The following is a 23,354-nucleotide window of genomic DNA, read 5'->3' as shown; positions in this document are numbered from 1 at the left end:
TTCTCGTGTGCAGGTGGCTTTTCGCAGGCAGCTCACTAGGAGGACGAAATGGTCACGTCCGCCGCGGGCGGGATCTCGTGACCATTTCGCCCACCTAGCGGGACTGTTCGGACCACCCAAGTGAGGAGGCAGCGCAGTGGCCGCCACCTCCAGGTCGTGGGCACGCACGGGGCGAACTCGGGTAGATCGTCAGTCCTCGTCGCGTCGGCGTTACTCCCCGGGCCCTGGGGTGCGTGCCCCAGGACCGTCCTTCTTCAGCGGCTGCACGCGCGGGGGTGGGAACTCCGGCGGCTGGGCGGCGGGACGTTCCTCCAGACCGGCGAACACCTCGGCGATGGCGCGGTCGAGCTGCGGATCGTCGTCGGCGAAGAGCTGACCGGGATCGTGCTCGACCTCGATATCGGGTTCGACGCCGAAGTTCTCCACCTCCCAGCCCTTGCCTTCGATCCAGAAGGCATAGCGCGGCTGAGTCACTCCGGTGCCGTCGACGAGGTCGTAGCGGCCGTCGATGCCGACGACTCCGCCCCAGGTACGCACGCCGACGACCGGGCCGATGCCCTTGGCCTGCACGCGTGCGTTGATGATGTCGCCGTCGGAGCCGGAGAACTCATTGGCCACGAAGACCACGGGCCCGCGCGGAGCGTCCTCGGGGTCACGGCCCATCTCGTCGTAGCTGCGGGCCTGATTCCAGGCCACGACCGCGTCGGCGAAGCGTTCGGCCACGAGCGCGCTCGTGTGCCCGCCGCGGTTGAACCGCACATCGGCGATGACGCCCTCACAGCCCATGGCCTGCCGCAGGTCCCGGTGCAGCTGAGCCCAGCCGTACGAGGTCATATCGGGAACATGCACATAGCCGATGCGACCCGCGGACTTCTCGGCCACATACTCCCGGCGGGAGCGCACCCAGTCCTGATAGCGCAGCTTCTCCTCACCGGCCAGCGGAATCACCGCGACCGTGCGGTCCCTGCGGCCGCGACGCAGGGTGAGTTCGACGATCGAGTCCGCGGCTCCCTGCAGATGAGCGGCGGGACCGGCCGTCTCGTCGACGGACTGACCATTCACGGCGACGATGACATCGCCGGGCTGGGCCCCGACACCGGCCTGCCGCAGCGGCGACCTGGCATCCGGTTCACTGCTCTCACCGGGAAGGATGCGATGAATCGTCCATCCTTCCGCTGTCTTGGCAAGGTCCGCGCCGAGGAAGCCGAGCTTCTTCGATGCGGCATCCGACGCGACCGGCGGGCTGACATAGGCATGCGAGGTGTTGAGCTCGCCCACGGTCTCCCACAGGACGTCGACGAGGTCGTCATGGGTCAGCGCCTTCGCTGCCACGGCACGCCAGCGCAGGGTCACCGATTCCCAGTCCACCCCGTTCATGTCCTCGCGCCAATAGTGGTCGCGCATGATCCGGGAGTTCTCCTCGAACATCTGCAGCCATTCGGCTCGACGGTCGAGTTCGAACCGCAGGCGTGAGACGTCGACGGAGATGTTCTCGTCATCGTCGGACTCGACCTTCCGGTTCGCCGGGACGACGCTGATCGCATCATCGCTGCGCACGACGAGCAGCTTGCCGTCTCCGGAGATCGCATACTCGTCGGCCTTGTCGACGACGGTGGTGACCTTGCGCTTGGCGAAGTCGAAGAACTGGATCACCTCGGCGGGCTTCTCCCCGGCGTCGCCGGCCCGCTGAGTGCCGAGCTCGCCGGCCTCGACATCGCCGGTGCGCAGCCACACGAGACCGCCCTCGGCGGATTCGAGATCCCGGAAGACCCCCGAGGCGACGGGGAACGGCACGATGCGCTCCTCCGCCCCCTCGAGTTCGACCTCGACGGTGGCGGCGGGCTTGTCCCCGCGACCACGCTCGGACTTCGACTCCTCGGTGACCTCGCTGATCGGCCACCCGCTCGCGCTCGGCCCGAACGGTGCGGGCTCATCGGCGGCCAAGGGCAGCAGCCACGGTCGGGTGACGCCGTTGAACGACAGGTCGAAGGAGTGCTGGTTGTACGAGGGATCGAAGGTGCGATCGGAGAGGAACGCGACGAACTTCCCGTCGCAGGTGAACGTCGGAGAGAAGTCGTTGAACTTTCCGCTGGTCAGCGGCTCCGCCTCCCGGTCCGACTTCACCTCGACGATCATCAGCTGCGCGAGCAGCTCCTCACCCTGAGTCGGCTGCGACCACACGAGGTACTTCCCATCGGCTGAGAAGCGCGGATCGCGCGCCTCGCCATGGCCCGAATGCCCGACCAGCCGCGTCCGTCCGTTGCCCACCTCGACGGTCCGAATCGACCCGTCGTGGGAGATCGTGGCGAGCATCTTCCCCGCCGCGTCCGCCTGCAGGTCAAGAACCCGGCCCAGGGCTCCGGCCCCGATTCGCCGAGGCGGCTTGTCCCTCGTCACGGACGCGACCTCGATCGCGTCCTCCCCGTCGACATCGGTGATGAACGCGGCCAGACCGCTGTCCCCGAGGACGAGGGGTTCGCGGGTGCGAATCGACGAGTCCGCGCACAGCGCCCGGGCCGGGCCCTCGCGGTGGGCGAGCCAGAAGGTCTTGCCGCGCCACTCGACCACTGAGGCGTTTCCCTGCCTGTCAGGGCTGATGTGGTTGAGTCCGGTCTTCGGATCGAGGCTCAGCGGCTGCACCTGAGTACCCGGCAGAGTCACTGCGAGGGTGCGGACCTGCGCATCGAGGCTGTCGAGGACCTTGATCTCCCCACGGGAGTGCCAGACGATGCGGGTGCCGTCGGTCGTGGCGTCACGGACATAGCCCTCGGCCTCGGTCTGCTGAGTGAGCTGGCGCGGTTCGACCGCGACGTCGCCGGACCCATCCACATTCGCCGAGGTGGCGAGACCGTCGATGATCCACAGATTCGCCTGCTCATCGGCGTGGTGAGGGAAGGTCGCGGCCCGGTCCGAGGTGAAGACGAGAGAATCGCCGACCCACAGCGGATCCGTCAGGGACGCCTCGTCCCCCCGCAGCAGTCGCTGCCACCGGGCCCCGGAACCGTCGCCGATGCCGGCGGCATTCGTGTTGCCGACCCGGTCGAGCCACAGCCTCGGTGCGGTGCCTCCCCGGTAGCGCTTCCAATGCGCGGGCGGACGGGAGAACGGCGTCGACAGAGCGGTCACGCCCGAATGGTGCCGAGCCAGACCCGAAGCGCGACCGAACGACAGCCGGTCGACCTCACCGTCGAGGCTCACGGACTTCACCACATGGTTGCGGACCTCGAACTCCCCGGCGTTCGCGCCGACGAGGACATGGGTCGAATCGGACCACCCGAGCATCGTCATCGCCGTCGACCCCAACCAGGTGAGCCGACGCAGGGCACCGGTGGCCACCTCGGCGACCATGAGCTCCGGTTGGCCGGTGCGGAAGGACACGAACGCGACGTGCGTTCCATCGGGCGAGATCCTCGGTGACCGGACGGGCGCATGATCGGAGGTCAGTCGCCAGGCGCGGCCGCCTGCGGAGGGAACGAGCCAGACATCGTCGTCGGCGGTGAAGGTGATGAGATCGGACTGGATATGGGGATAGCGAAGATAAGTCACGTGACCCACATTACAAGCTCGGTCGAGCCGCGGCCGCGGGCCGGAACCGATGCCCAGGCAACTTGCACCCGGCAATAGAATGGGCACATGCCATCTCTGACTTCTGTGCTCACGGACCGTTTCGCCGCCGCCCTCACCCAGGCCTTCGGTGAGGATTTCGCCGGGCGCGATCCCGTCATCCGCGGCAGCCAGTTCGCAGACTTCCAGGCCAATGTGGCCCTGCCGCTGGCCAAGGAACTGAAGTCGAAGCCGCGCGAAATCGCCGCACAGATCGTCCTGAACCTCGACCTCGACGGCATCTGTGAGACCCCGGAGATCTCCGGGCCCGGGTTCATCAATCTCACGTTCACCCCCGACTTCCTCGCCTCCGCCCTCCAGGCAGGGCAGGCCGCAGCGGCCCCGGAGAACACGGATCCGCAGACCATCGCCATCGACTACTCGGCGCCGAACGTGGCCAAGGAGATGCACGTCGGCCACCTGCGCACCACCGTCGTCGGCGACGCCCTGGCCCGCACCCACGAGTTCCTCGGCAATACCGTCATCCGCCAGAACCACATCGGCGACTGGGGCACACCGTTCGGGATGCTCATCGAGCACCTCCTCGACGTCGGAGTGGACTCCGACGAAGCCTCCGAAGTGTCCGAGAACCCGAACGCCTTCTACCAGGCGGCCCGGGCGAAGTTCGACTCCGACGAGGCCTTCGCCACCCGCTCCCGCGCCCGCGTCGTCAAGCTCCAGGGCGGGGACGAAGAGACCCTGGGACTGTGGACGAGACTCGTCGGCTACTCCCGCGAATACTTCAACCGCATCTACTCCCTCCTCGACGTCACTCTCACCGACGCCGACCTTGCCGGAGAGTCCACCTACAACGATATGCTCGCCGAGGTCTGCGACGAGCTCGAGGCCAAGGGCCTGGCGACGATCTCCGACGGTGCGCTGTGCGTGTTCCCTGAAGGCTTCACCGGCCGTGAGGGCGAACCCCTGCCGCTCATCATCCGCAAGTCCGACGGCGGCTACGGCTACGCCACGACCGACCTCGCGGCCGTCCGCAACCGGGCGGTCAACCTCGGGGTGAACCGGGCCCTCTACGTCGTCGGCACCCCGCAGGCCATGCACTTCGACATGGTCTTCACCGTCGCCCGCGAGGCGGGTTGGCTGCCGGAGACCTTCAGCCCCGAACACGTGAAGATCGGCAATGTGCTCGGCTCCGACGGCAAGATCCTGCGCACCCGCTCCGGTGCCCCGCTGCGCCTGGCCGAACTCCTCGAAGAGGCCGTGACCCGGGCGAAGACGACTCTGGCAGAGTCGAGCGTGGACTTCGGCGCCGAGGAGGCCGACGAGGTCGCCCGCATCGTCGGCATCGGGGCGGTCAAATACGCCGACCTCTCCGTCGCCCACGACACCTCGTACACCTTCGACCTCGACCGGATGCTCGCCCCCATCGGCAACACCGCCCCGTACCTGCAGTACGCCGGTGCCCGCATCCGCTCCATCGGCCGCAGGGCCGAGGCCGAAGGCGTCGATGCCTCCCAGGTGGCGAACGCTGCGATCAGCCTCGGTGAGACGGCCGAACGTGAGCTCGCGCTTATCCTCCTCGGCTTCGCAGATGTGCTCACCGAGGCGGCCACCGGGTCGACGCCCCACCGGCTGTGCACGTACCTGTTCGATCTCGCCCAGGCATTCACCTCTTTCTACGAGCAGTGCCCGGTGCTCATCGCCGAGACCGAAGAGCTGCGCGACTCCCGTCTGCGTCTCTCGGCGATCGTGCTCGAGGTCCTCCAGGCCGGTCTCGGAGTGCTCGGCATCCGCGTTCCCGAGCGGATGTGAGTTCGCCTCAGCGACCTTCTGCCAAGAGGATGCTGCCCTGGATCGTTCTGGGCATCGTCATCCTCGCCCTCAACCTGCGCACCCCGATCATCGCGCCGACGGCGATCCTGCCTGCCATTCAGGAGGGCACGGGGTTCACCGCGGCCGGGCTCGGTCTGCTCACGGGCCTGCCGGTTCTGCTGTTTGCGCTGGCCACGCCGCTGGCGGGGAAGTTCATCACCCGCCTCGGCGCCGAAGTCACGGTTCTCGCGTGCCTGACCGGTGTCCTGCTGGGCACCGTTCTGCGTTCGGTCGGCCCGTCCTGGCTCGTGCTCGTGGGCACCGGCATCATCGGTCTGGCGATCACCTTGGGCAATATCGTCGTGCCCGTCATCATCCGCCGCGAGGTCCCGTGGGAACAGGTGTCGATGGTCACCGGCCTGTACTCGGCGATGATGAACGTCGGTTCGATGGCCACCCTCATCGGCACCGGCCCGCTGGCCGAGGCCTTCGGTTGGCGCTGGGCGCTGGCCGCATGGGGCGGTCTCGCCTTCATCGGCCTCGGCTTCTGGATGGTGCTCATCCGGACGCGCGTGCGCCGCGAGGGAGAAGCCGCACGCGCTGCCGCGGCCGAATCCGCCGAGAATCCTTCCGCCGCCGAGGCGGCCGCCCCCGCCGCGAAGCAGTCGTGGGCCGAGGCTCCCGCTTCCTTCCGGTTGATCATCGCCCTGCTCATCATCACGTTCTCCGGGCAGTCGACCGCCTACTATGCGACGACGACCTGGCTGCCGAGCTACCTCGGAGACACCATCGGGCTCGCCCCGACCGCCGCCGGAAGTACGGCGTCCCTGTTCCAGATCGCTGCGATCCTCGGCGCGTTCGGGGTGCCGCTGCTGGCCGTGAAGACGAAGCCGTGGGTGCCCGTGGCGATCGTCGCCGTGCTCTGGCTGTCCCTGCCCGTGGGGCTTCTGGCGGCCCCCGGCGCCTACTGGCTGTGGGCGACGACCGGCGGAATCGCCCAAGGCGGCGGGTTCACGGCGATCTTCTCGATCATCGCCCGCACCGCCGGCAGCGACGCCCAGACCGCGTCCGCTTCGGCGCGCGTGCAGTTCGGTGGCTACCTCGCCGCGACCTTGGCCCCGCCGTTCGCCGGTTGGCTCAACACGGCCACAGCCGGGTGGACGGCACCGCTGCTGCTCATCCTCGCCGCCACCCTCGCATTCACGATCACCGGTCTCTTGGCCGCCCGCAGGGCCGGAGGCTTCCCCCGCGGCGGGCGTGAGGTCCTCGACCCCGAATAGGCTCGCCCTCCCTTCTTGCTACCTGACGGCGGCCCAGCAACCTGGCGCCAGGTTGCTGGGCCGCCGTCAGGTAGCAAGAAGGACTCAACACCCACATAAACACCGAGGCGGCCCACCATTGTGGTGGGCCGCCTCGGTGACGGTCACGCGAATCTGATGATTCGCCTGAGTGACTCAGTGCTTGGCGTCAGTATCCTCGGCGGGCTTGACAGCCGGCTTCGGAGCGGGGACCTCGTCCGTGGCCTCTGCCTTGGTGGAGGGCACCGCGGTCTGCGAGACCTCGGTGGCAGCTGCCTCGCGCGAAGCCGGGGTCGAACCGACCGGACGGGCATCGGCGGGACGGTTGTTCGGCAGCGGGGTCGACCAGGGATCCTCGACCGGCTGGGCCTTCTTCCACACGTAGTAGCCGATTCCTGCGGCCGAACCGATGACGAGGGTCCACACGAGAGCGGCCTTTCCGCCACCGGACTTGCGGGCGGTGTCCTTTTCGATGCGCTTTCCGGCGTTGGCGAGAGCCTTGCGGGCCTTCTTCATGGCCTTCTTGTCGCCGGTGAGGCGGACGGCCAGATCATCGATGAGCTTCGGGGTCTCGACACCGGACAGCGAAGTCGCGGCGTTCGAGGCGAATTTGCCGGCGCGTTCGGTGGCTTCGGGGCGGTAGGCCTCGAGCTTGTCGGCCCAGGAGTGGACCTGGTCATTGGCCTTGTCGGCCAGGGCTTCGACCTGCGGACGTGCCTTCTCAGCGAACTCTTCGGCCTTGCCAGCCAGCGCCTCGACCTGAGGGCGGGCCTTGTCAGCGGCATCACGCAGCTTCGGGGCTGCGTTCTCGCTGGCATCTGCCAGGACTCGGAGTGACGTCTGCTTCGCGGAATCGAGCTTCGAAGTGAGCTGATCTCGGGTGGGCTTCTTCGACATAAACAGTTCCCAATCCTTAGATGTCGGTGGTCAAGGTGATCACTGACCAGTCTACGGCCTAGGGGCAAGACTGTGGACAGCGGATGTCATCGAATTGTCTGCGGATCGCCTGACAGGTTGGGCAATGGACCTGGTGCGGAACTGCATTCGCCGCCTCGCCGTGGAAGAATGAGGTCATGACTACAGCCTCAACGCATACCGCAGTCCTGCACACCAACCACGGTGACATCACCATCGATCTCTTCGGCAACCATGCTCCGAAGACCGTGGCCAACTTCGTCGAACTCGCCCAGGGTGAGCGGGAATTCACCGATCCCTCGACCGGTGAGCCGACCAAGCGCCCCTTCTACGACGGCCTCGGCTTCCACCGCATCATCTCGAACTTCATGATCCAGGGCGGCTGCCCGCTGGGCACCGGCACCGGCGGACCCGGCTACACCTTCGACGACGAGATCCACCCCGAGCTGCAGTTCGATCGCAAGTACCTGCTGGCCATGGCCAACGCCGGCAAGCAGATGGGACGCGGCACCAACGGCTCGCAGTTCTTCATCAGCACCGCCGAGACCCCGTGGCTCAACGGCAAGCACACCATCTTCGGTGAGGTCGCCGACGAAGCCTCGCAGCGGGTCGTCGACGAGATCGAGAGTGTGCCCACCGCTGCGATGGACAAGCCGGTCGAGCCGGTCGTCATCGAGAAGGTCGACATCACCGCGAAGTGAGTCACCGTCCTTGAGGGACCACTGAGTACCATGGTGTGATGGACACACCTGAAGAGGGCTCGGCACGGGAAACCGGCCGGGCCCTCTCTGCATCCCCGCCGCTGGTCACCCGCACGCTCCTCATCGTCACCACGGTGGCGTTCCTGGCAGAGCTGATTCCCGGCTTCGACCTGCTGCGACCGCTGAGCTTCGTTCCGGCACTCACCCTCGAACAGCCGTGGCGAGTGCTCACGGTCGCCCTCGTCCACGAGCAGCCCTCACCGTTCCACCTGCTGGCGAACATGATCGGACTGTTCTTCTTCGGTTCCTTCGTCGAGCGGGCGCTGGGTCATTGGAAGTTCCTCGCCGTCTACATCGTCGGCACCGCTGGCGGTTCGGCCATGGTGCTCCTGCTGGCCGACCCCTTCAGCACCGATTGGGTGACGAACCACATCGGAGCCTCGGGCGCGGTGTTCGCGATCGTCGGCGTGCTCTTGGCCCCCACCCGACGGCTCGACCGGAACATCGCCGGGGTTCTCGTGTTCGTCGCGCTCAACTTCGGCTACGGGTTCCTCGTCGCGGGCGTGTCTTGGGAGTCCCACCTCGGCGGTCTGATCACCGGGTTCGTCCTCGGCTGTGCGGGCCTGCTGGGACCCCGGCAGTCGCGGACACTGGTGTTCACGGCGACGTCGGTCGGCTTGGTGGTGCTCATGCTGGCCGGAGGGGCCTGGAAGATGGCAGGCCTCGGCCTCTGAGCGGGCCTCTGCGTTCGGCCTCTGAATGCGGCGGCTTTCGATGGCCACGGAGTGACGTCCCGACGCTGCCAGGCTTTTACCAGAAAGACGCCGATTTGTGTGCACTCTGCGGTGGAGAATTCTCTGTCCACAAGCTCTATCCACAACGTGGATAACTTACACAGGTGTGTTTAGGCTGGTCAGAAGCCTAAAAATAGTTTTCCACAAGCGACGCACCCGGCTTGGGTATAACTTGGCGCGTGTGGATTGTTGACGCTGGGCTAAGACTGCTGGGATGAGCGGGAGACCCGGTGAATGCAGATTGTCTGGTCGATCCGCGGTGATTCCGAACTCAGAATCGCCGCGGATCGACCAGACAATCGAGGTGATTGCGGCCAGGGCCGACTATCGCCAGCGTGTGGACATGATCAGACCCGCCACGAAGAAGGCGAAGCCGATGAGGATGTTCCAGTTGCCCCATGCTTCGACGGGGAAAGCGCCCTGGGTGATGTAGAAGGTGACGAGCCAGATCAGGCCGACGAGCAGCAGGCCGATGAGGACCGGCAGGAACCAGCTCGGGTTCGGCTTGATCGTCTGCTGACCCGAGGTCGAGGTGTAGTTCGCGGTCTTGCGCCCCTGTGGGCGTTTGGCCGGATTGCCCGAACGCGAGGTGCGCTTGGCGGCCGACCCCTTCGCACCGGTGGCCTTGGCAGCCGACGCCTTCGACGACTTCGCACCCTTCGACGACTTCGCGTCCTCGGCCGTCTTCCCGTCCTTGGTCGACTCGGACTTCTTGTCCTTCGACGCCGTGGCCTTCTTCTCGGCAGCTGCGGTCTCGGAGGCCGTCTCGGAAGAGTCAACTGAGGCCGTCTCGTCCGAAACCTCGTCCGCGGAATCGACCTTCAGATCGTCTGCAGCAACCTCGGCCGCATCCGATTCTTCGTTCGCACCTTCGGCGATGTCGGCGTCTGCCGCATCGGCGACATCGGTGTCGAGCGATTCGGTCTCGAGCTCGTCGACCTCGGTCGCCTCGGTCGCCTCGACCGCTTCAGCGGACTCGGCCTTCTTCGCCTCGGCAGCCGACGAAGTGCGAGAAGTGCGCTGGGGGCGTCCTTTGGACTTGGCCACAAGTACTCCTTTGTCGGCCGACCGCCGGTGGGGCCGCCGAATGAATGGTTGGGGACGATCGCAGACCAGTCTACTCGCGGCGGGGGTCACAGTGAAAAACTCCGACTACCCTGAAAGCGCACCGAGCGCGCCCCGAACGGCGATTCCCATAGGATAAAGTGCATAGGGGTGTCCCGCCTGTCTTCTGGACGGCCCCCGACAATGCAGTGACAGTCACGGAGCAGAAGTGGTGAATAGTTCCTCCTCGGGTAACGAGCCGGGCGTGAATCCGCCCTCGCGACCCACCATCCGTCCTGCTCAGAGACGGATTCCCTCCTCCCACTCCGCCGATCAGCAGGTCGGGCACTCCGCCGGCCAGTCTGCGGGAGGCCCCACTGCCGCCGGAGATCAGCCGCTGCCCAGTCGACGCGAGCTGCGCCGCAGGGAAGCAGAAGCCGCCGCGGCCCAGGGTGAGCCGACCGCCGTCTACTCCGATGCCCCACCCGTCTATCAGGGACAGCCGCAGACCCCGCACGACCAGCAGACCCCGCACGAGGCTCAGCCGCACGGACAGGCCACTCAGGCCATGCCCGCGGTCCCGCAGAACACTCCCGACACCGCCGGCAACGGATACGCGGCAGGCAACGGATACGCGGCCGGCAACGGCCTTGCGGGTACACCCCAGCACGGTGGAGAATCCACGCACGGCCGCCTCGGCGAGGATCGACCTCAAGGACGAACCCGACGTCAGCGGCGTCGTCAGCCCACGCAACGGGAACCGCTCGGTCCGATCCGCGGCACCGTGCGCACCTTCGGCGAACTGTGCATCACGGCCGGTCTCGTCCTCATCCTCTTCGTCGTCTGGCAGCTGTGGTGGACGGACATCCAGGCCAACCGCGACAACGAAGTGCTCGCCGACGAACTCACCCAGGACTGGGCGAACCAGGACCCGAACGAACTGCCCGACGATCCCGACGAGCCCGTGGTCGCCGAACCCGTGGGCAAGAACGAGGCCTTCGGCATCTTCTACATCCCGCGCTTCGGAGACGACTACTACCGCACCGTCGCCGAGGGCGTCGACCTCGAACCCGTGCTCAACCGGATGGGCGTCGGCCGCTACCCGAACTCGGCCATGCCGGGCGAGGTCGGGAACTTCTCCATCGCCGGTCACCGCGTGACCTACGGCAAGCCGCTCAACCAGATCGCGAACCTGCGTCCGGGCGATGAGATCATCGTCCAGACGAAGGATGGCTTCTACACCTACACCTTCCGCAACTTCGACATCATCCTGCCCGATGCCGTCGAAGTGCTCTCACCCGTGCCGGACGAACCCGACTTCAAGGGCAAGGACCGGATCCTGACGATGACGGCGTGCAACCCGATGTTCTCCGCCCGGGAACGCTACGTCGCCTACGCCGAACTCACCGACTGGACGCCGGCCGGCGATGGAGCACCCGAGAACATCAAGGACTCGAAGGCCTTTGAGAAGGTCAGCAAGAACGGCGGTGCCTGATATGTACGCATTCATCTGGCGGATCCTCCCGGGCAACTGGGTCGTCAAACTCATCTTCGCCCTCATCCTCATCGCGGCGGTCGTGCTGCTGCTCATGCAGTACGTCTTCCCCGTGATCGCCCCGTACATGCCCTTCAACAACGCCACCGTGACCGAAGGCGGATAATGACCAAGATCCTCGTCATCGACAACTACGACAGCTTCGTCTACACGCTCGTGTCCTATCTGCGTGAGCTCGGCGCGGACGTCGATGTCGTCCGCAACGACGACATCGCGCCTGCCGAGATCGCGGAGACCGTGACCGCCTACGACGGCGTCCTCCTCTCCCCGGGCCCCGGCGTGCCCGCCGAATCCGGGGTCTGCCCGCCCCTGCTGTCCTGGGCGGAGACATCGGGTATGCCCGCGTTCGGCGTGTGCCTGGGCCATCAGGCCCTCGGCGAGGTGTTCGGCGCCGAGGTGACCCACTCTCCCGTGCTCATGCACGGCAAGACCTCGGTCATCACCCATGACGGCGAAGGCATCTTCTTCGGCTGCCCGAGCCCGCTGACCGTCACCCGCTACCATTCCCTGGCGATCGTCGACGAGACCCTCGATCTCGAGAAGTTCGCCGTCACCGCCCGCACCGACGACGGCATCGTCATGGCCATCGAACACCGGGAGAAGCCCCTGTTCGGCGTCCAGTTCCACCCCGAATCCGTGCTCACCGAATGCGGATACCTCATGCTCGGCAACTGGCTCGAGGTGTGCGGCCTCGAGGGCGCCGCCCAGGCGGCGGCCGGAATGTCGCCGTTGGCGACCGCGATCGCCTGAGAATTCCCGCCGATCCCTGTGTTCAGGGTTCTCGCCGAGGCGGCCGATCGTTATGATCGTGAGCACAGTGGTCCCTGTGCGCAGGCGATCCGAATGCGCACCGTGATCCGTGCACGCTCAGTGAGCTGTGCACGACCGACGATCAGGAGACAGCGACGATGTCAGAACCGACCTATCTGCGCGACGAACCGTTCACCGAACTCACCGTCATCGAAGTCCCAGCCACACCGGCAGCGGTCGTCGAGGCCCGCGAAGTGCACATGGCCGACCTGCCGGAACTCTTCGATTCCACCTTCTCCGGACTCTTCCCCGTCCTCTCCGAGGCGGGACTCGAACCTGCGGGCCCGGCCTTCGCCCTCTACACCCGGCAGCCGAGCGAAACGGTCGATCTGCAGGTGGGGATCCCCACCTCGGCGGGGCTGACGAATGCGCAGCCGATTCCCGGCGGTCGGATCGTCATCCCCGCGGAGCTGCCCGGCGGATCCATGGCCGTGCGCAGCCACGTCGGCGGATATGACGGGCTCGGGGAATCCTGGGCGCAGCTGCTCAAGGAAGCGGTGGCGGCTGGGCACCGTCCGGGACTGCCATTCATCGAACTCTATGTCACCGAACCCAGCCCCGAGGCGGATCCCGCCGATATGCGCACCGACCTGTTCCTCACCTTGGACTGAAACCCTCCGAAGACGACAGCGGCCGAGCCAGTCGATGACTGGCTCGGCCGCTGTGCGTCCTGAGACTGTGCGGCTCAGTTGCCGATGATGCCTTCGGACCAGTTGTCGAAGAGACCTCCGCCCATCGAATCCTTGTCCTTGTCCTTGTCCTTGTCGCCTTCGTCTCCGCCGTCATCGTCGCCGGGAGAGGTTGGGATGCCGCCGGGGATCGAGGGCACGGACGGCGACGGCTCCGGCGGCTTCTTGGCCACCTTCACGGTGATCTCCGAACCCTGCTTGACCTCGCTGCCGCCGGTCGCTGACTGTTCGAAGACCTTCTTCTCATCGTGTTCGTCGGTCTCGACCTCTTCGGTCTTGCACGTGAGCTGGTACTCATCACCTTCGAGGGTCTTGCAGGCCTCCTCGGCGGTCTGGCCGGTGACATCGGGGACCTCGACCATGCCCGAGGACACGACGAGATCGACATTCGAATCGACATCGACTTCCTGACCGTCACCGGGCTTGGTCTCGATGACCACGCCCTTCTCCACATCCGGCGAGTTCTGGGAGATATGGGTGCCGGCCTGCAGCTTCGCATCGTTGATGACCTTCCGGGCGTCCTCCTCGGTCTTGCCGGAGACATCCGGAACCTTGACCGACTCGGGCCCGGAGGAGACGATGAGCTTGACGATGCTGTCCTTGTCGACCTTCTGACCGCCCGGAGGATCGGTCTCGATGGCCTTGCCCTCGGCGACCTCGGAACTGTATTTCTCGTCCGTATCCACGCGCAGGCCCTGCTGGATGAGCGCCGCTTCGGCCTCATCGGCGTCCATGCCCTCCACACTCGTGACCTCGACCTGGACGATCGGCTCGGGTTTGTTGATCTCGTAGACCCACAGGGCCACGGCGGCCAGGGCGAGGAGGACGAAGATGCTGCCGATCCAGATCCAGGCGCGGGACCGCTTCTGCGGCGGCCGCTCCTCCTGGTTGGTCATGATCGTCGACACGGGACCGGTCTCGGGAGCCGCCTCGGCCTCGGCGGCATGAGCCATCGGAGCGGTCATGGGCGGAGCCATCGTCGGATACGCCTGGGTGGCCTCGGCGTCGTCCTCGAAGCTCATGGGACGGCCGTCGCGGGCGGCGAGCACGTCCTCACGGAAGGTGTAGGCGTCCTGGTAGCGGGCGTCGCGGTCCTTGAGCAGAGCGTGGAGGAGCAGCCGGTCGACGGCCGGCGGGATGTTCGGGTTAAAGAAGCCCGGCGGCTGCGGAGTCTCACCGACGTGCTGGTAGGCCACGGCCAGCTGGGAGTCGCCCACGAACGGGGGACGGCCGGCCAGCAGCTCATAGAGCAGGCAGGCGGTCGAGTACAGGTCGGAGCGGGCGTCGACGACCTCGCCGCGGGCCTGCTCGGGGGAGAGGTACTGGGCGGTGCCGACCACCGACTGGGTCTGCGTCAGCCCCGAATTGTCCTTCAGCGCCCGGGCGATGCCGAAGTCCATAACCTTGATGTCACCCTCGGGGGTGAGCATGACGTTCGCGGGTTTGATGTCACGGTGGACGATGCCGTTGCGGTGGGAGTACTCGAGCGGGGCGAGAACCCCGGCGATGACGTTAAGAGCCTCATCGACGGTGAGGGTGCCGTGCTCGTTGAGCACTTCGCGCAGGGTCTGACCCTCGACGTACTCCATGACGATGAACGGCACGGACACGGACGAGCCGCCGGACTCGACGAACTCCTCTTCGCCCGAATCATAGACGGACACGATTCCGGGATGGTTGAGACCGGCCGCGGACTGGGCCTCGCGCTTGAGCCGAGTATGGAACGAAGGATCGCGGGCGAGATCGGAGCGCAGAAGTTTGATGGCCACGCGCCGTCCGAGACGGTTGTCGACGCCCTCATGCACTTCTGCCATGCCCCCACGGCCGAGGAGCGCACGAACTTCGTAACGCCCCGACAGCACCTTGGGTTCACTCATGTATGTCCTCCGCTTGTCTCACCCGGTCTTAAGGGTTCATTCTCACCCGAACCGGGTCGAGTTCTCAGTATCTCAGACTCGTCGTTTCTCGTGATCGCTGCTCTGCATCGTTCAATGTCTAGTCATTGCCGTTGTTCCCGTCCGGGTTGCCGCTCGCATCCGAACTGCTCGCAGAGCCCGGATTGTCGCCTGACCCGTCATTGCCGTTGTCCGGGTTCGATCCGCCGGAGGAATCGGCGGAATCACCGGAACCAGACGAGTCCGACTCGCCCGATGTCTCCGAGGAACCTTCGGAGCCCGATCCGCTCGAGGACTCGGAGTCCGAGGACGAATTCGACGAGCTCCCGGAATCCGAACCGGTGTCGCTGCCGCCGGAGTCGGATCCCGAATCCGAACCCTGATCCTGCGAATCCGACGAGGAACCGGAGTCCGAGCTCGTCTCCGAATCGTTGCCCAGACCAGGATCGGAACCGGAATCCGAGGCCGGCTCCTGCGGCTGTTCGGCGGGACCGGCGGAGATGTAGAGGGTCACGGTGTCGCCCTCTTCGAAGGTGTACCCGTTGTCGCCCTCGCCGACATCGGCGACGGTTCCGGCGGCACGATCCGAGTTGATCTCGGTGGTGTCGACCTCCAGACCCTTGTTCTCGAGGTTCTGCGTCGCCGAGGATTCCGTGAGTCCGATGTAATCGTTCTTATCGATCTCGATCGTCCTCGCCGCCTCCGAGGTGGGCGCCGACGTGGACGGCTCCGGTTCGGGTTCGGCATTGCCCCCGCCGAGGAAGAACCACAGCAGGGACCCGACGGCCAGGAGTGCGACGATCGCGAGGATCCAGATGAGGACGCGGCCCTTGTTCGACTGCTTGTCCTTCTCCAGGTCCTGGTTCTGCGGATCGTCGGGCTCGAACTGGCCCGTGTTCGCAGCGGCGGCCCCCGCTCCGGCGGCACCGGCGCCGGCGAGTCCGGCCGCAGCTCCGTTGGGGTACACCTGGGTGGCGTCATTCGAGGAGGTGACGGGAATGGCCTTCGTCGTGGCCACCGGTTCCGGATTGTTGAAGACCTGGGTCAGCGCTTCGGACGCGGCGGCACCGTGACGCATCTGCGGCACGAGCTCCTCGGCTCCCGCGATGTCCCCGGCCGAGAGCGCTTCGGCGGCCTTGGCGACCTTGAAGGCATCGGAGGGCCGGCGTTCGGGCTTCTTCTCCAGCAGGCAGTCGACGAAGCGGCGCAGCGGTTCGGAGACCGTGTCCGGCAGCGGCGGATGCTGCTGATTGACCTGGGCGATGGCTATGGCCACCTGCGAATCCCCGGTGAAGGGACGCTGACCGGCGAGGGCCTCGTAGGCGATGATGCCGAGTGCATAGAGGTCGGAGCCGGGCCCCGATCCCTTGCCCGTGGCCTGTTCGGGAGCCAGGTACTGGGCGGTGCCCATGACCTGCCCGGTCTTCGTCAGCGGTGCCTGGTCGGTGACCCGGGCGATGCCGAAGTCCGTGATCTTGACCCGGAAGTCCGGGGTCATGAGGATGTTTCCGGGCTTGATGTCGCGGTGGATGACGCCGACCTTGTGCGCGGCACCGAGGGCCTGAGCGGCCTGGGTGACGATGCTCAGGGTGTCGGTCTCGGACAGGGGTGCGCTGCGTTCGATGATGGCAGACAGGGCTTCACCGGGCACGTACTCCATGACGAGGTAGGGCGAACCCTGTTCGTCACCGTAGTCGTAGACGCCGGCGATTCCAGGGTCGGAGACGCGACCCATGTTCTGCGCCTCGGCACGGAATCGGGCGAGGAACGTGGATTCGGAGAGGTACTCGTCCTTGAGGATCTTCGCCGCGACCTCACGGCCGAGCACGGAGTCCACACCCTTCCAGACCTCGCCCATGCCGCCGACGGCGATGCGGGAGGTGAGTTTGTATCGGTTGCCCAACAGGGTGCCTTCGACGGGTCTCATTTCTCGACCACCGCTTCCATCATGTTCTTCGCGATCGGTCCTGCGACCGTCGCACCATAAGCTTCATTGCCTGCGTTTCCGCCGTTCTCGACCACGACCGCGACCGCGACCTGAGGGTCATCGGCCGGGGCGAAGGAGATGAACCAGGCATGGGGTGCCGCGCCCTTGGCGTGCTGGGCGGTGCCGGTCTTCGCCGCGACCTTCGTATCGCCCATCTTCGCCACCGAGGCGGTGCCGTTCTCGACCACACCCGTCATCATGTCGGTGAGTTTGTCGGCCGTATCTCCGGACACGGGACGGGACATCTGCTTCGGACGGGTCTCGGAGATCGGTTCGAGGGTGTTCGCATTGAGCACCCTGTCGACGAGCTGAGGCGTCATCATCTTTCCGCCGTTTGCGATTCCCGCGGTCATCATCGCCATCTGCATCGGAGTCGACCTGACCTCGTACTGGCCGAGCGAGGACTGAGCCAGCTGCGGCGGGTTGAGGTCGGACGGGAACGAGGACGGGGTGACGTTGAGAGGGATCTCGAGATCCTCCCCGAAGCCGAACTTCTCGGCCTGCTTCGCAACCGCGTCCTCCCCGAGGTCCATGCCCAGGGAGGCGAATGAGGTGTTGCAGGATTCGGCGAGCGAATCGGCCAGGGTCGGCTTGCCCCCGTTGCGGCAGGCACCGGGATGCGAGTTGCCGATCGTCGCCGTCGTCTGCGGCAGATCGAGCGTGGCAGGTCCGTTGAGCTGCGAATCGGGCTCGTAGTCCCCGGATTCCAGGGCGGCCGCTGCGACGAGGACCTTGAACGTCGATCCGGGCGGGTACAGGTTGCCGCCGATCGCACGGTTGTAGACGGGCTTGCCGTCGGCGGCTTCGAGGTTCTTGAAGGCCTGGCTGGCTTCGGTCGAGTCGTGGCTGGCCAGGGCGTTGGGATCCCAGCCCGGGGTCGAGGCCATGGCCAGGATCTTCCCGGTCTTCGGGTCGAGCGCCACGGCTGCACCGTTCTGGTTGCCCAGCCCGTCCCAAGCCGCCTGCTGGACCTTCGGGTCGATCGTCAGCTCGACCGCGGCGCCGCGGGGCTGCTCACCGGTGAAGAAGCTGCCGACCTTGTCGTAGAACAGGGCGTCGGAGTCGCCGGAGAGGTAGTCACCGGCGGCGCGTTCCATGCCCGAGGCCCCGGACACGACGGAGTAGTAGCCGGTCAGCGAGGCATAGGCGCGCGGATCGAGGTTGTCCGAGCCGTATTTGCGCTGGAACTTGTACTTGTCGTCCACGGGCTCCGAATATGCGATCGGGGTGCCGTCGACGAGGATCGGACCGCGATCGCGGGCCAGCTGGTCGAGGATCCGCCGGTTGTTCAGCGGATTGTTGTTCAGCGAATCCGCGGTCACGTACTGCACCCAGCTCGTCGACCCGAACAGGAGCGCGAACATGACGAATCCGACGACGGCGATATGCGTCAATGGCTTCTTCATCGTTCACCTCCGGTGGGTCGTTGGTCGGTGGCATCGGTGTCGTCCGGTGCCCGGCCGCGGGACCGTGCGCGGTCGTCGGCGGGCGGCAGGTTCGTCGTCGGGGCTTCGCCGTCGAACGCACGGGAGCCTGCCGGCGGCAGGTTCGTCGTGGGGGCATCCTCGTCGACGGTGCGCGCCGAGGCGGACGTGCCCTGGGAAGGGACGCTGCCTTCCGCGTCCGCAGGGTCCGCTTCCGCCGCGGGGGCACCCGCGGGAACGGGCTGCGGATCCTCGGTGATGGTGAGCACTCCGGTGTGGAACTCCTCCACGGGGCGCCTGGCGTTGTCCGAGATCCGCAGCAGCAGGGCGATGATCATCCAGTTCGCGATGAGCGAGGATCCGCCCTGGGCGAGGAACGGCGTGGTCAGACCCGTGAGCGGAATGAGGCGGGTGACGCCGCCGACGACGACGAAGACCTGCAGAGCGATCGTGAACGACAGCCCGGTGGCCAGCAGGGTGCCGAAGCCGTCGCGCAGCTGCTGGGCGGTGCGGATGCCGCGCTGGAAGATGAAGAGGTAGCAGAGCAGGATGACGAAGAGTCCGGCCAGGCCGATCTCCTCACCGAAGCTGGCATAGATGAAGTCTGATTCGGCGTAGGGGACCATATTCGGTCGACCCTCACCGAAGCCGGTGCCGATGAGCCCGCCGTTGGACATGCCGAACAGGCCCTGCACGAGCTGGTAGGAACCACCGGGAGTCTTGTTGTACTCCTCGGCGGTCAGAGCATTGAGCCAACCGGACACACGCTGGCCCACATGGGAGAAGAGGAACGTGGCCGCGACCGCGCCCGCGGAGAAGAAACCGAGGCCGAGGATGATCCACGAGACCTTCGAGGTGGCCACGTAGAGCATGGCGACGAAGAGTCCGAAGAAGAGCAGCGAGGTGCCGAGGTCGCGTTCGAAGACGAGGACGCCGACGCTGGCGACCCAGGCGACGACGATGGGTCCGAAGTCGCGCAGACGGGGGAAGCGGATGCCGAGGATCTTCGGTCCGGCGGCGACGAGCTGGTCTTTGTAGGTGACGAGGTAGCCGGCGAAGAAGACGGCGAGCAGGATCTTCGCGATCTCACCGGGCTGGAAGGACAGGGGACCGACACCGATCCAGATGCGGGCGCCGTTGATGGTCTTGCCGATGCCGGGGATGAGCGGAAGCATGAGGAAGACGAGGGCGGCGAAGCCGGAGACATAGGTGTAGCGGCGCAGCCAGCGGTGATCGCGGACGACGAAGATCACGGCGATGGCCAGGCCCACGCCGAGTGTCATCCACACCAGCTGGGTCATCGCCGAACCGACGTATTCGTCGCGGCCGAGATCGACGCGGTAGATCATAGCCAGTCCGAGCCCGTTGAGCAGCACCGCGATCGGCACGAGCACGGGATCGGCGTACTTCGCCTTGATCCACACGATGATGTGGAGGATGACGCCCAGGGCCGCCAGCCATGCGGCGTAGCCGTAGACATTGGCCGGGACGGTGTCTTCGACACCGAGGCCGACCAAGGCATAAGCGCTGGTGGCGACGGCGATGGCCAGGATCAGGAGACCGAGCTCGGCCAGACGGTAGGTTCTGGGGCGCGCGGTCTGCGAGGGAGCCTGGTTCATCACTGCGACTCCCGGGTGATGGCGTCACTGGGGTCTGCGGACTTCGAATCCGGAGGCGAGGGTGCCGGGTCGGTCGGGCTCGTCGAGTCCTCGACGTCGCCGGACATGCCGGAGGAGCGATCGGATTCCTTGCGCAGATTGTCGATGATGCGATCGGCCTCATCGCGTGAACCGGCGGGAATCGATCCGCGGAGACGATCCTGGGAGTAGCTGTTGAGGCTGCCGACCTCGATCTCCGTGGTGTCGACGAGGCGGCTGAGTTCGATGGGCCCGAGCGTCGTGTCGAGGCCGCGGTAGAGCGAGACCTTGCCGTCGTCGTTGGCGACGTAGTACTGGTGACTGACGTAGTTATAGGCGAAGAAACCGCCGACGGCCAGCGCAACGATCACGATGGCGGTGATGATCCACCCGAGATACGACCTTTTCTCGACCTCGTCATCGAGGTCGGCCTCCTCCTCCGCAGCGGTATCGGTCCGCAGCTGCTGAGTGGTGCCGTCCCGAGCTTCGACGTCCTCCCCGTCCACGGCGTGGATCGGTGCGGTGTCGGCGGACACGTCCGCCTCGGCGAGGGCCCCATGGGCTTCGGTGTCCACGGACGCTTCGGTGTCGGGGCTCGCACCGATCGCGGCGTAGCGGGGGTTGAGGTGGACGGATCCGACGGATACGCCCTCGGTGGTCTCGACGTCGCCCTCGAGGACATCGCCGACGACGACGGTGACGTTGTCGGCTCCGCCGCCGGCCAGGGCCAGGTCGATGAGCTGGCGGCAGGCCTCATCGGGGTCGGCCACCTCTTTGAGCACGCGGGTGATGTCGTCGATATCGGCGAAGCCGGTCAGACCGTCCGAGCACAGCATCCACCGGTCGCCGACCTGGGCTTCGCGCAGGGACAGATCGAGATCGGGGGAGGCTCCGACGTCGCCGAGGACCTTCATCACGACCGAGCGCTGCGGGTGGGTCTCGGCCTCCTCGGCGGTGATCCGGCCCTCATCGACGAGCATCTGCACGAACGTGTGGTCGTGGGTGATCGGCTGGAGTCTGTCGTCGCGGAGCACATAGCCGCGGGAATCGCCGATATGGGCGAGAGCGAGACGGTTGCCGGGGGCGCGCAGCACGGCGGTGACGGTGGTGCCCATTCCGGCGAGTTCGGGCTGTTCGCCGACGCCGCGGCAGATGCGGTCATTGGCTTCGAGGATCGAGGTGCGCAGGAGTTCGAGGGCGTCCTCGCCTCCGGGCTCATGGTCGAGTTCGGCCAGGCGGGAGACCGTGATCGCCGAGGCGACGTCTCCGCCGGCGTGGCCGCCCATTCCATCGGCGATGAGCAGGAAGTTCGGTCCCGCATAGCCGGAGTCCTGGTTGTTCTTACGCACCAGCCCGGTGTGAGACCGGGCTGCCGAACGGAGAGTGATGGTACCGTCGGTCGTCACGATTGGGTCTCCAGGGTCGTATGTCCGATGGTGATCCGGGTGCCGATGGCCAGCTGAATGGGGCCGGTCATGCGTGAGCCGTCGACGATGGTGCCGTTGGTCGATCCGAGGTCCTCGAGCATCCATGCGCCGTTCTTCGCGGAGATCCGAGCGTGATGGCTGGAGGCGAAGTCGTCATTGATGATGATCGTGTTGTCGGGCGCCCGACCGAAGGTCACAGGTGCCCCCGAGAGCATGAGCGTCTGCCCGGCCAGCGGGCCGTCGGTGATGCGGATGGTGCCCGGATGAGCATGGGCGACCGGGGCGGCAGCCGGGCGAGGTGCGGGAGCCGGACGGGACGGTGGCGGCGGGGCGGACTTGGAGCCGCCTCGGCGAGATTTCCTTCCGGCGCGGGCCCGCCGGGGGCCGAAGATGTCACGGCGGAGGACTCCGGCGACTCCGAGGACGAAGAGCCAGAGGATGATGAAGAATGCCAACCGGAAGACGGTGACGGTGAATTCGCTCACTGGGCGTCCCGCTCGTTGTAGTGGACCTCGGCCTCTCCGGCGAGGAGGACATCGCCGTCGGACAGGGTCGCCGATGTCAGTTTGCGTCCGTGCAGCAGTGTGCCGTTCGTCGAACCGAGGTCATTGGCCACGGCACGGTCGCCCTCGACGACGATTTCGAAGTGTCGGCGTGAGACGCCGGGATCGTCGATGACGAAGTCCGAGCTCGACGAGGAACGGCCGAAGGTGTTCGTGCCCTGACGCAGCATCTGCGTGCGACCGTCGATGGTCACACTGGCTTCGATGGCGCGAGCGGGTGCAGGAGTCGGCGCGGGACGGGCGGCAGGGTTCTGGCGCGGGGCCGCTGCCGGGGCCGCACGGGAAGGTTCGGGGGCACGCCGCGGGGTCACGGGCCGGGAACCGGAGTTCGGGGACTCGCCGACGATCGGATTCGCGCGGGAGATCGGGTCGTAGCCGCCGCGGTTGGCCGGCTGAGCGGCGGGGGACCCGTCGGGGCGCTGGGTCGAGGACACGACGCGGTACATTCCCGTGTCGAGGTCATCGGCGAGGGCGAATTCGACGGAGACGGGACCGACGAAGCTGTAGGCCTGTTCGACGGCGTGGTCGCCGATGACCTGGCGCAGGTCCGAGCGCAGCTCCGACTCGAGACCGGAGAGCCGGTCGTGGTCGGTCTGCGAGAGCTCGATGACGTAGTGGTTGGCCGTCAGAGTGCGGCCGCGGGAGACCACGGCGGCCTTGTTGTCGGCCTCACGGCGCAGGGCTCCGGCGAGTTCGACGGGCTCGACCTGGGATCGGAAAGCCTTCGCGAAGGCGCCGTTGACGACGTTCTCCAGCCCTTTCTCGAAGCGATCGAGTAACCCCATGGCACCTCCTCATCAGGTGTTGCCGTGGCCGGACGAAATCTTCGCCAAGCGTATTTGAGCGCTCTGACCAGGTGGTCCTGATCGAGTGCATTCTGGGCACATCAACACCCAATCCTAACGCGGTGAGGCTCTCAACTCACGTCACGCTTGTTCGCGGGGCGAAGCTGTGCCGGGATTCCCTGCGTGTGTCCAGGGAAGTGTGAAGGTCGGCGGGGCCGGGCTCGGGAGCGAGTCACAGCAGCAGTCGCGGTGGGTGTAGGGCCTTCTCCGCGGCGGAGCGGACGCCGTAGTCGCGGTGTGCGCAATGCTCCGACGAGGGGTGCATAACGCTGCGACGGGAGATGAATCGGTGCTTCGACGCTGGGTGAATCACTGCTTCGACGTCGGGTGTATCGCTGTGGTGGTGATCGGGTGAATCACTGTGGTCGTGACCGGGGTAAATGTGAAGGTGGACACG

General features: G+C 66.4%; 18 protein-coding genes. 8 read left to right on the top strand and 10 right to left on the bottom strand.

Annotated elements, in window-relative coordinates; genetic code table 11:
- Positions 1-210 precede the first annotated feature (210 nt).
- Positions 211-3,546 carry a S41 family peptidase gene (locus GUY37_RS18820; RefSeq protein ID WP_228278257.1) on the bottom strand — a complete coding sequence of 1,112 codons (3,336 nt, stop codon included), beginning with the start codon at positions 3,544-3,546 and terminating at the stop codon, positions 211-213.
- 87 nt (positions 3,547-3,633) lie between these two features.
- Between GUY37_RS18820 and argS the strand changes: the two genes are divergently transcribed.
- Both argS and GUY37_RS18810 read left to right on the top strand, forming a co-directional pair.
- Positions 3,634-5,373, top strand: a complete 1,740-nt coding sequence (gene argS / locus GUY37_RS18815) for an arginine--tRNA ligase (RefSeq protein ID WP_166828977.1) — start codon at positions 3,634-3,636, stop codon at positions 5,371-5,373.
- Positions 5,374-5,402: 29 nt separating this feature from the next.
- A complete protein-coding gene (locus tag GUY37_RS18810) occupies positions 5,403-6,653 on the top strand; it encodes an MFS transporter (RefSeq protein WP_166828974.1) in 1,251 nt (416 codons plus the stop codon).
- 174 nt (positions 6,654-6,827) lie between these two features.
- Here the strand turns inward: GUY37_RS18810 and GUY37_RS18805 are convergent, their stop codons facing one another.
- Complete coding sequence (locus GUY37_RS18805; protein ID WP_227492502.1) at positions 6,828-7,568, bottom strand: hypothetical protein; 741 nt, start codon at positions 7,566-7,568, stop codon at positions 6,828-6,830.
- A 176-nt stretch (positions 7,569-7,744) separates the two neighbouring features.
- On the opposite strand from GUY37_RS18805, the gene GUY37_RS18800 reads away from it, so the two are divergent.
- Positions 7,745-8,287, top strand: coding sequence for a peptidylprolyl isomerase (locus GUY37_RS18800; protein ID WP_166828970.1), 543 nt, complete (start codon positions 7,745-7,747; stop codon positions 8,285-8,287).
- Positions 8,288-8,325: 38 nt separating this feature from the next.
- Positions 8,326-9,021, top strand: a complete 696-nt coding sequence (locus tag GUY37_RS18795) for a rhomboid family intramembrane serine protease (RefSeq protein WP_166828967.1) — start codon at positions 8,326-8,328, stop codon at positions 9,019-9,021.
- 384 nt (positions 9,022-9,405) lie between these two features.
- On the opposite strand, the gene GUY37_RS18790 is transcribed toward GUY37_RS18795, so the two are convergent.
- A complete protein-coding gene (locus tag GUY37_RS18790) occupies positions 9,406-10,128 on the bottom strand; it encodes a cell division protein CrgA (RefSeq protein WP_166828965.1) in 723 nt (240 codons plus the stop codon).
- A gap of 262 nt (positions 10,129-10,390) precedes the next feature.
- Between GUY37_RS18790 and GUY37_RS18785 the strand changes: the two genes are divergently transcribed.
- From GUY37_RS18785 to GUY37_RS18770, 4 genes are all read left to right on the top strand, one after another.
- Entirely contained in the window at positions 10,391-11,620 is a 1,230-nt protein-coding gene (locus GUY37_RS18785) for a class E sortase (RefSeq protein WP_228278256.1), read from the top strand.
- Between the two features lies 1 nt (position 11,621).
- Positions 11,622-11,786 (top strand): hypothetical protein, encoded by a 165-nt coding sequence (locus GUY37_RS18780; protein ID WP_166828957.1) that lies wholly within the window; start codon positions 11,622-11,624, stop codon positions 11,784-11,786.
- The gene (locus tag GUY37_RS18775; protein ID WP_166828954.1) at positions 11,786-12,430 is read left to right on the top strand and encodes an anthranilate synthase component II; all 645 of its coding nucleotides are present in this window, start codon (positions 11,786-11,788) and stop codon (positions 12,428-12,430) included. Before GUY37_RS18780 ends, GUY37_RS18775 begins: the two co-directional genes overlap by 1 nt.
- 158 nt (positions 12,431-12,588) lie before the next feature.
- Entirely contained in the window at positions 12,589-13,101 is a 513-nt protein-coding gene (locus GUY37_RS18770; protein ID WP_166828951.1) for a GyrI-like domain-containing protein, read from the top strand.
- 74 nt (positions 13,102-13,175) lie between these two features.
- Here the strand turns inward: GUY37_RS18770 and pknB are convergent, their stop codons facing one another.
- The 7 genes from pknB to GUY37_RS18735 all read right to left on the bottom strand — a co-directional run bounded on the left by pknB (position 13,176) and on the right by GUY37_RS18735 (position 22,897).
- Entirely contained in the window at positions 13,176-15,056 is a 1,881-nt protein-coding gene (pknB, locus tag GUY37_RS18765) for a Stk1 family PASTA domain-containing Ser/Thr kinase (protein ID WP_166828948.1), read from the bottom strand.
- A 118-nt stretch (positions 15,057-15,174) separates the two neighbouring features.
- The gene (locus tag GUY37_RS18760; protein WP_166828945.1) at positions 15,175-17,001 is read right to left on the bottom strand and encodes a protein kinase domain-containing protein; all 1,827 of its coding nucleotides are present in this window, start codon (positions 16,999-17,001) and stop codon (positions 15,175-15,177) included.
- A complete protein-coding gene (locus GUY37_RS18755) occupies positions 16,998-18,467 on the bottom strand; it encodes a peptidoglycan D,D-transpeptidase FtsI family protein (RefSeq protein WP_166828942.1) in 1,470 nt (489 codons plus the stop codon). Before GUY37_RS18755 ends, GUY37_RS18760 begins: the two co-directional genes overlap by 4 nt.
- Positions 18,464-20,104 carry an FtsW/RodA/SpoVE family cell cycle protein gene (locus tag GUY37_RS18750; protein WP_166828939.1) on the bottom strand — a complete coding sequence of 547 codons (1,641 nt, stop codon included), beginning with the start codon at positions 20,102-20,104 and terminating at the stop codon, positions 18,464-18,466. The genes GUY37_RS18755 and GUY37_RS18750 overlap by 4 nt, the downstream gene beginning before the upstream one ends.
- Positions 20,104-21,528, bottom strand: coding sequence for a PP2C family protein-serine/threonine phosphatase (locus tag GUY37_RS18745; RefSeq protein ID WP_166828936.1), 1,425 nt, complete (start codon positions 21,526-21,528; stop codon positions 20,104-20,106). The genes GUY37_RS18750 and GUY37_RS18745 overlap by 1 nt, the downstream gene beginning before the upstream one ends.
- Positions 21,525-22,034 (bottom strand): FHA domain-containing protein FhaB/FipA, encoded by a 510-nt coding sequence (locus GUY37_RS18740; RefSeq protein ID WP_166828933.1) that lies wholly within the window; start codon positions 22,032-22,034, stop codon positions 21,525-21,527. Before GUY37_RS18740 ends, GUY37_RS18745 begins: the two co-directional genes overlap by 4 nt.
- A complete protein-coding gene (locus GUY37_RS18735; protein WP_166828930.1) occupies positions 22,031-22,897 on the bottom strand; it encodes a DUF3662 and FHA domain-containing protein in 867 nt (288 codons plus the stop codon). Before GUY37_RS18735 ends, GUY37_RS18740 begins: the two co-directional genes overlap by 4 nt.
- Positions 22,898-23,354: the final 457 nt, after the last annotated feature.

The organism is Brevibacterium limosum, assembly GCF_011617705.1.
GTDB classification, from domain to species: Bacteria; Actinomycetota; Actinomycetes; order Actinomycetales; family Brevibacteriaceae; genus Brevibacterium; species Brevibacterium limosum.
Note: the sequence above shows the minus strand (reverse complement) of the source record. Positions and strands in the feature narration are given on the sequence as shown.

Excerpts from the sequence above, each read along its gene's own strand:
- GUY37_RS18795 (WP_166828967.1), top strand. The coding sequence starts at position 8,326 with ATGGACACACCTGAAGAGGGCTCGGCACGGGAAACCGGCCGGGCCCTC.
- GUY37_RS18810 (WP_166828974.1), top strand. The coding sequence starts at position 5,403 with ATGCTGCCCTGGATCGTTCTGGGCATCGTCATCCTCGCCCTCAACCTG.
- GUY37_RS18770 (WP_166828951.1), top strand. The coding sequence starts at position 12,589 with ATGTCAGAACCGACCTATCTGCGCGACGAACCGTTCACCGAACTCACC.
- GUY37_RS18780 (WP_166828957.1), top strand. The coding sequence starts at position 11,622 with ATGTACGCATTCATCTGGCGGATCCTCCCGGGCAACTGGGTCGTCAAA.
- GUY37_RS18800 (WP_166828970.1), top strand. The coding sequence starts at position 7,745 with ATGACTACAGCCTCAACGCATACCGCAGTCCTGCACACCAACCACGGT.
- GUY37_RS18755 (WP_166828942.1), bottom strand. The coding sequence starts at position 18,467 with ATGAAGAAGCCATTGACGCATATCGCCGTCGTCGGATTCGTCATGTTC.
- argS (WP_166828977.1), top strand. The coding sequence starts at position 3,634 with ATGCCATCTCTGACTTCTGTGCTCACGGACCGTTTCGCCGCCGCCCTC.
- GUY37_RS18750 (WP_166828939.1), bottom strand. The coding sequence starts at position 20,104 with ATGAACCAGGCTCCCTCGCAGACCGCGCGCCCCAGAACCTACCGTCTG.
- GUY37_RS18735 (WP_166828930.1), bottom strand. The coding sequence starts at position 22,897 with ATGGGGTTACTCGATCGCTTCGAGAAAGGGCTGGAGAACGTCGTCAAC.
- pknB (WP_166828948.1), bottom strand. The coding sequence starts at position 15,056 with ATGAGTGAACCCAAGGTGCTGTCGGGGCGTTACGAAGTTCGTGCGCTC.
- GUY37_RS18775 (WP_166828954.1), top strand. The coding sequence starts at position 11,786 with ATGACCAAGATCCTCGTCATCGACAACTACGACAGCTTCGTCTACACG.
- GUY37_RS18760 (WP_166828945.1), bottom strand. The coding sequence starts at position 17,001 with ATGAGACCCGTCGAAGGCACCCTGTTGGGCAACCGATACAAACTCACC.
- GUY37_RS18805 (WP_227492502.1), bottom strand. The coding sequence starts at position 7,568 with ATGTCGAAGAAGCCCACCCGAGATCAGCTCACTTCGAAGCTCGATTCC.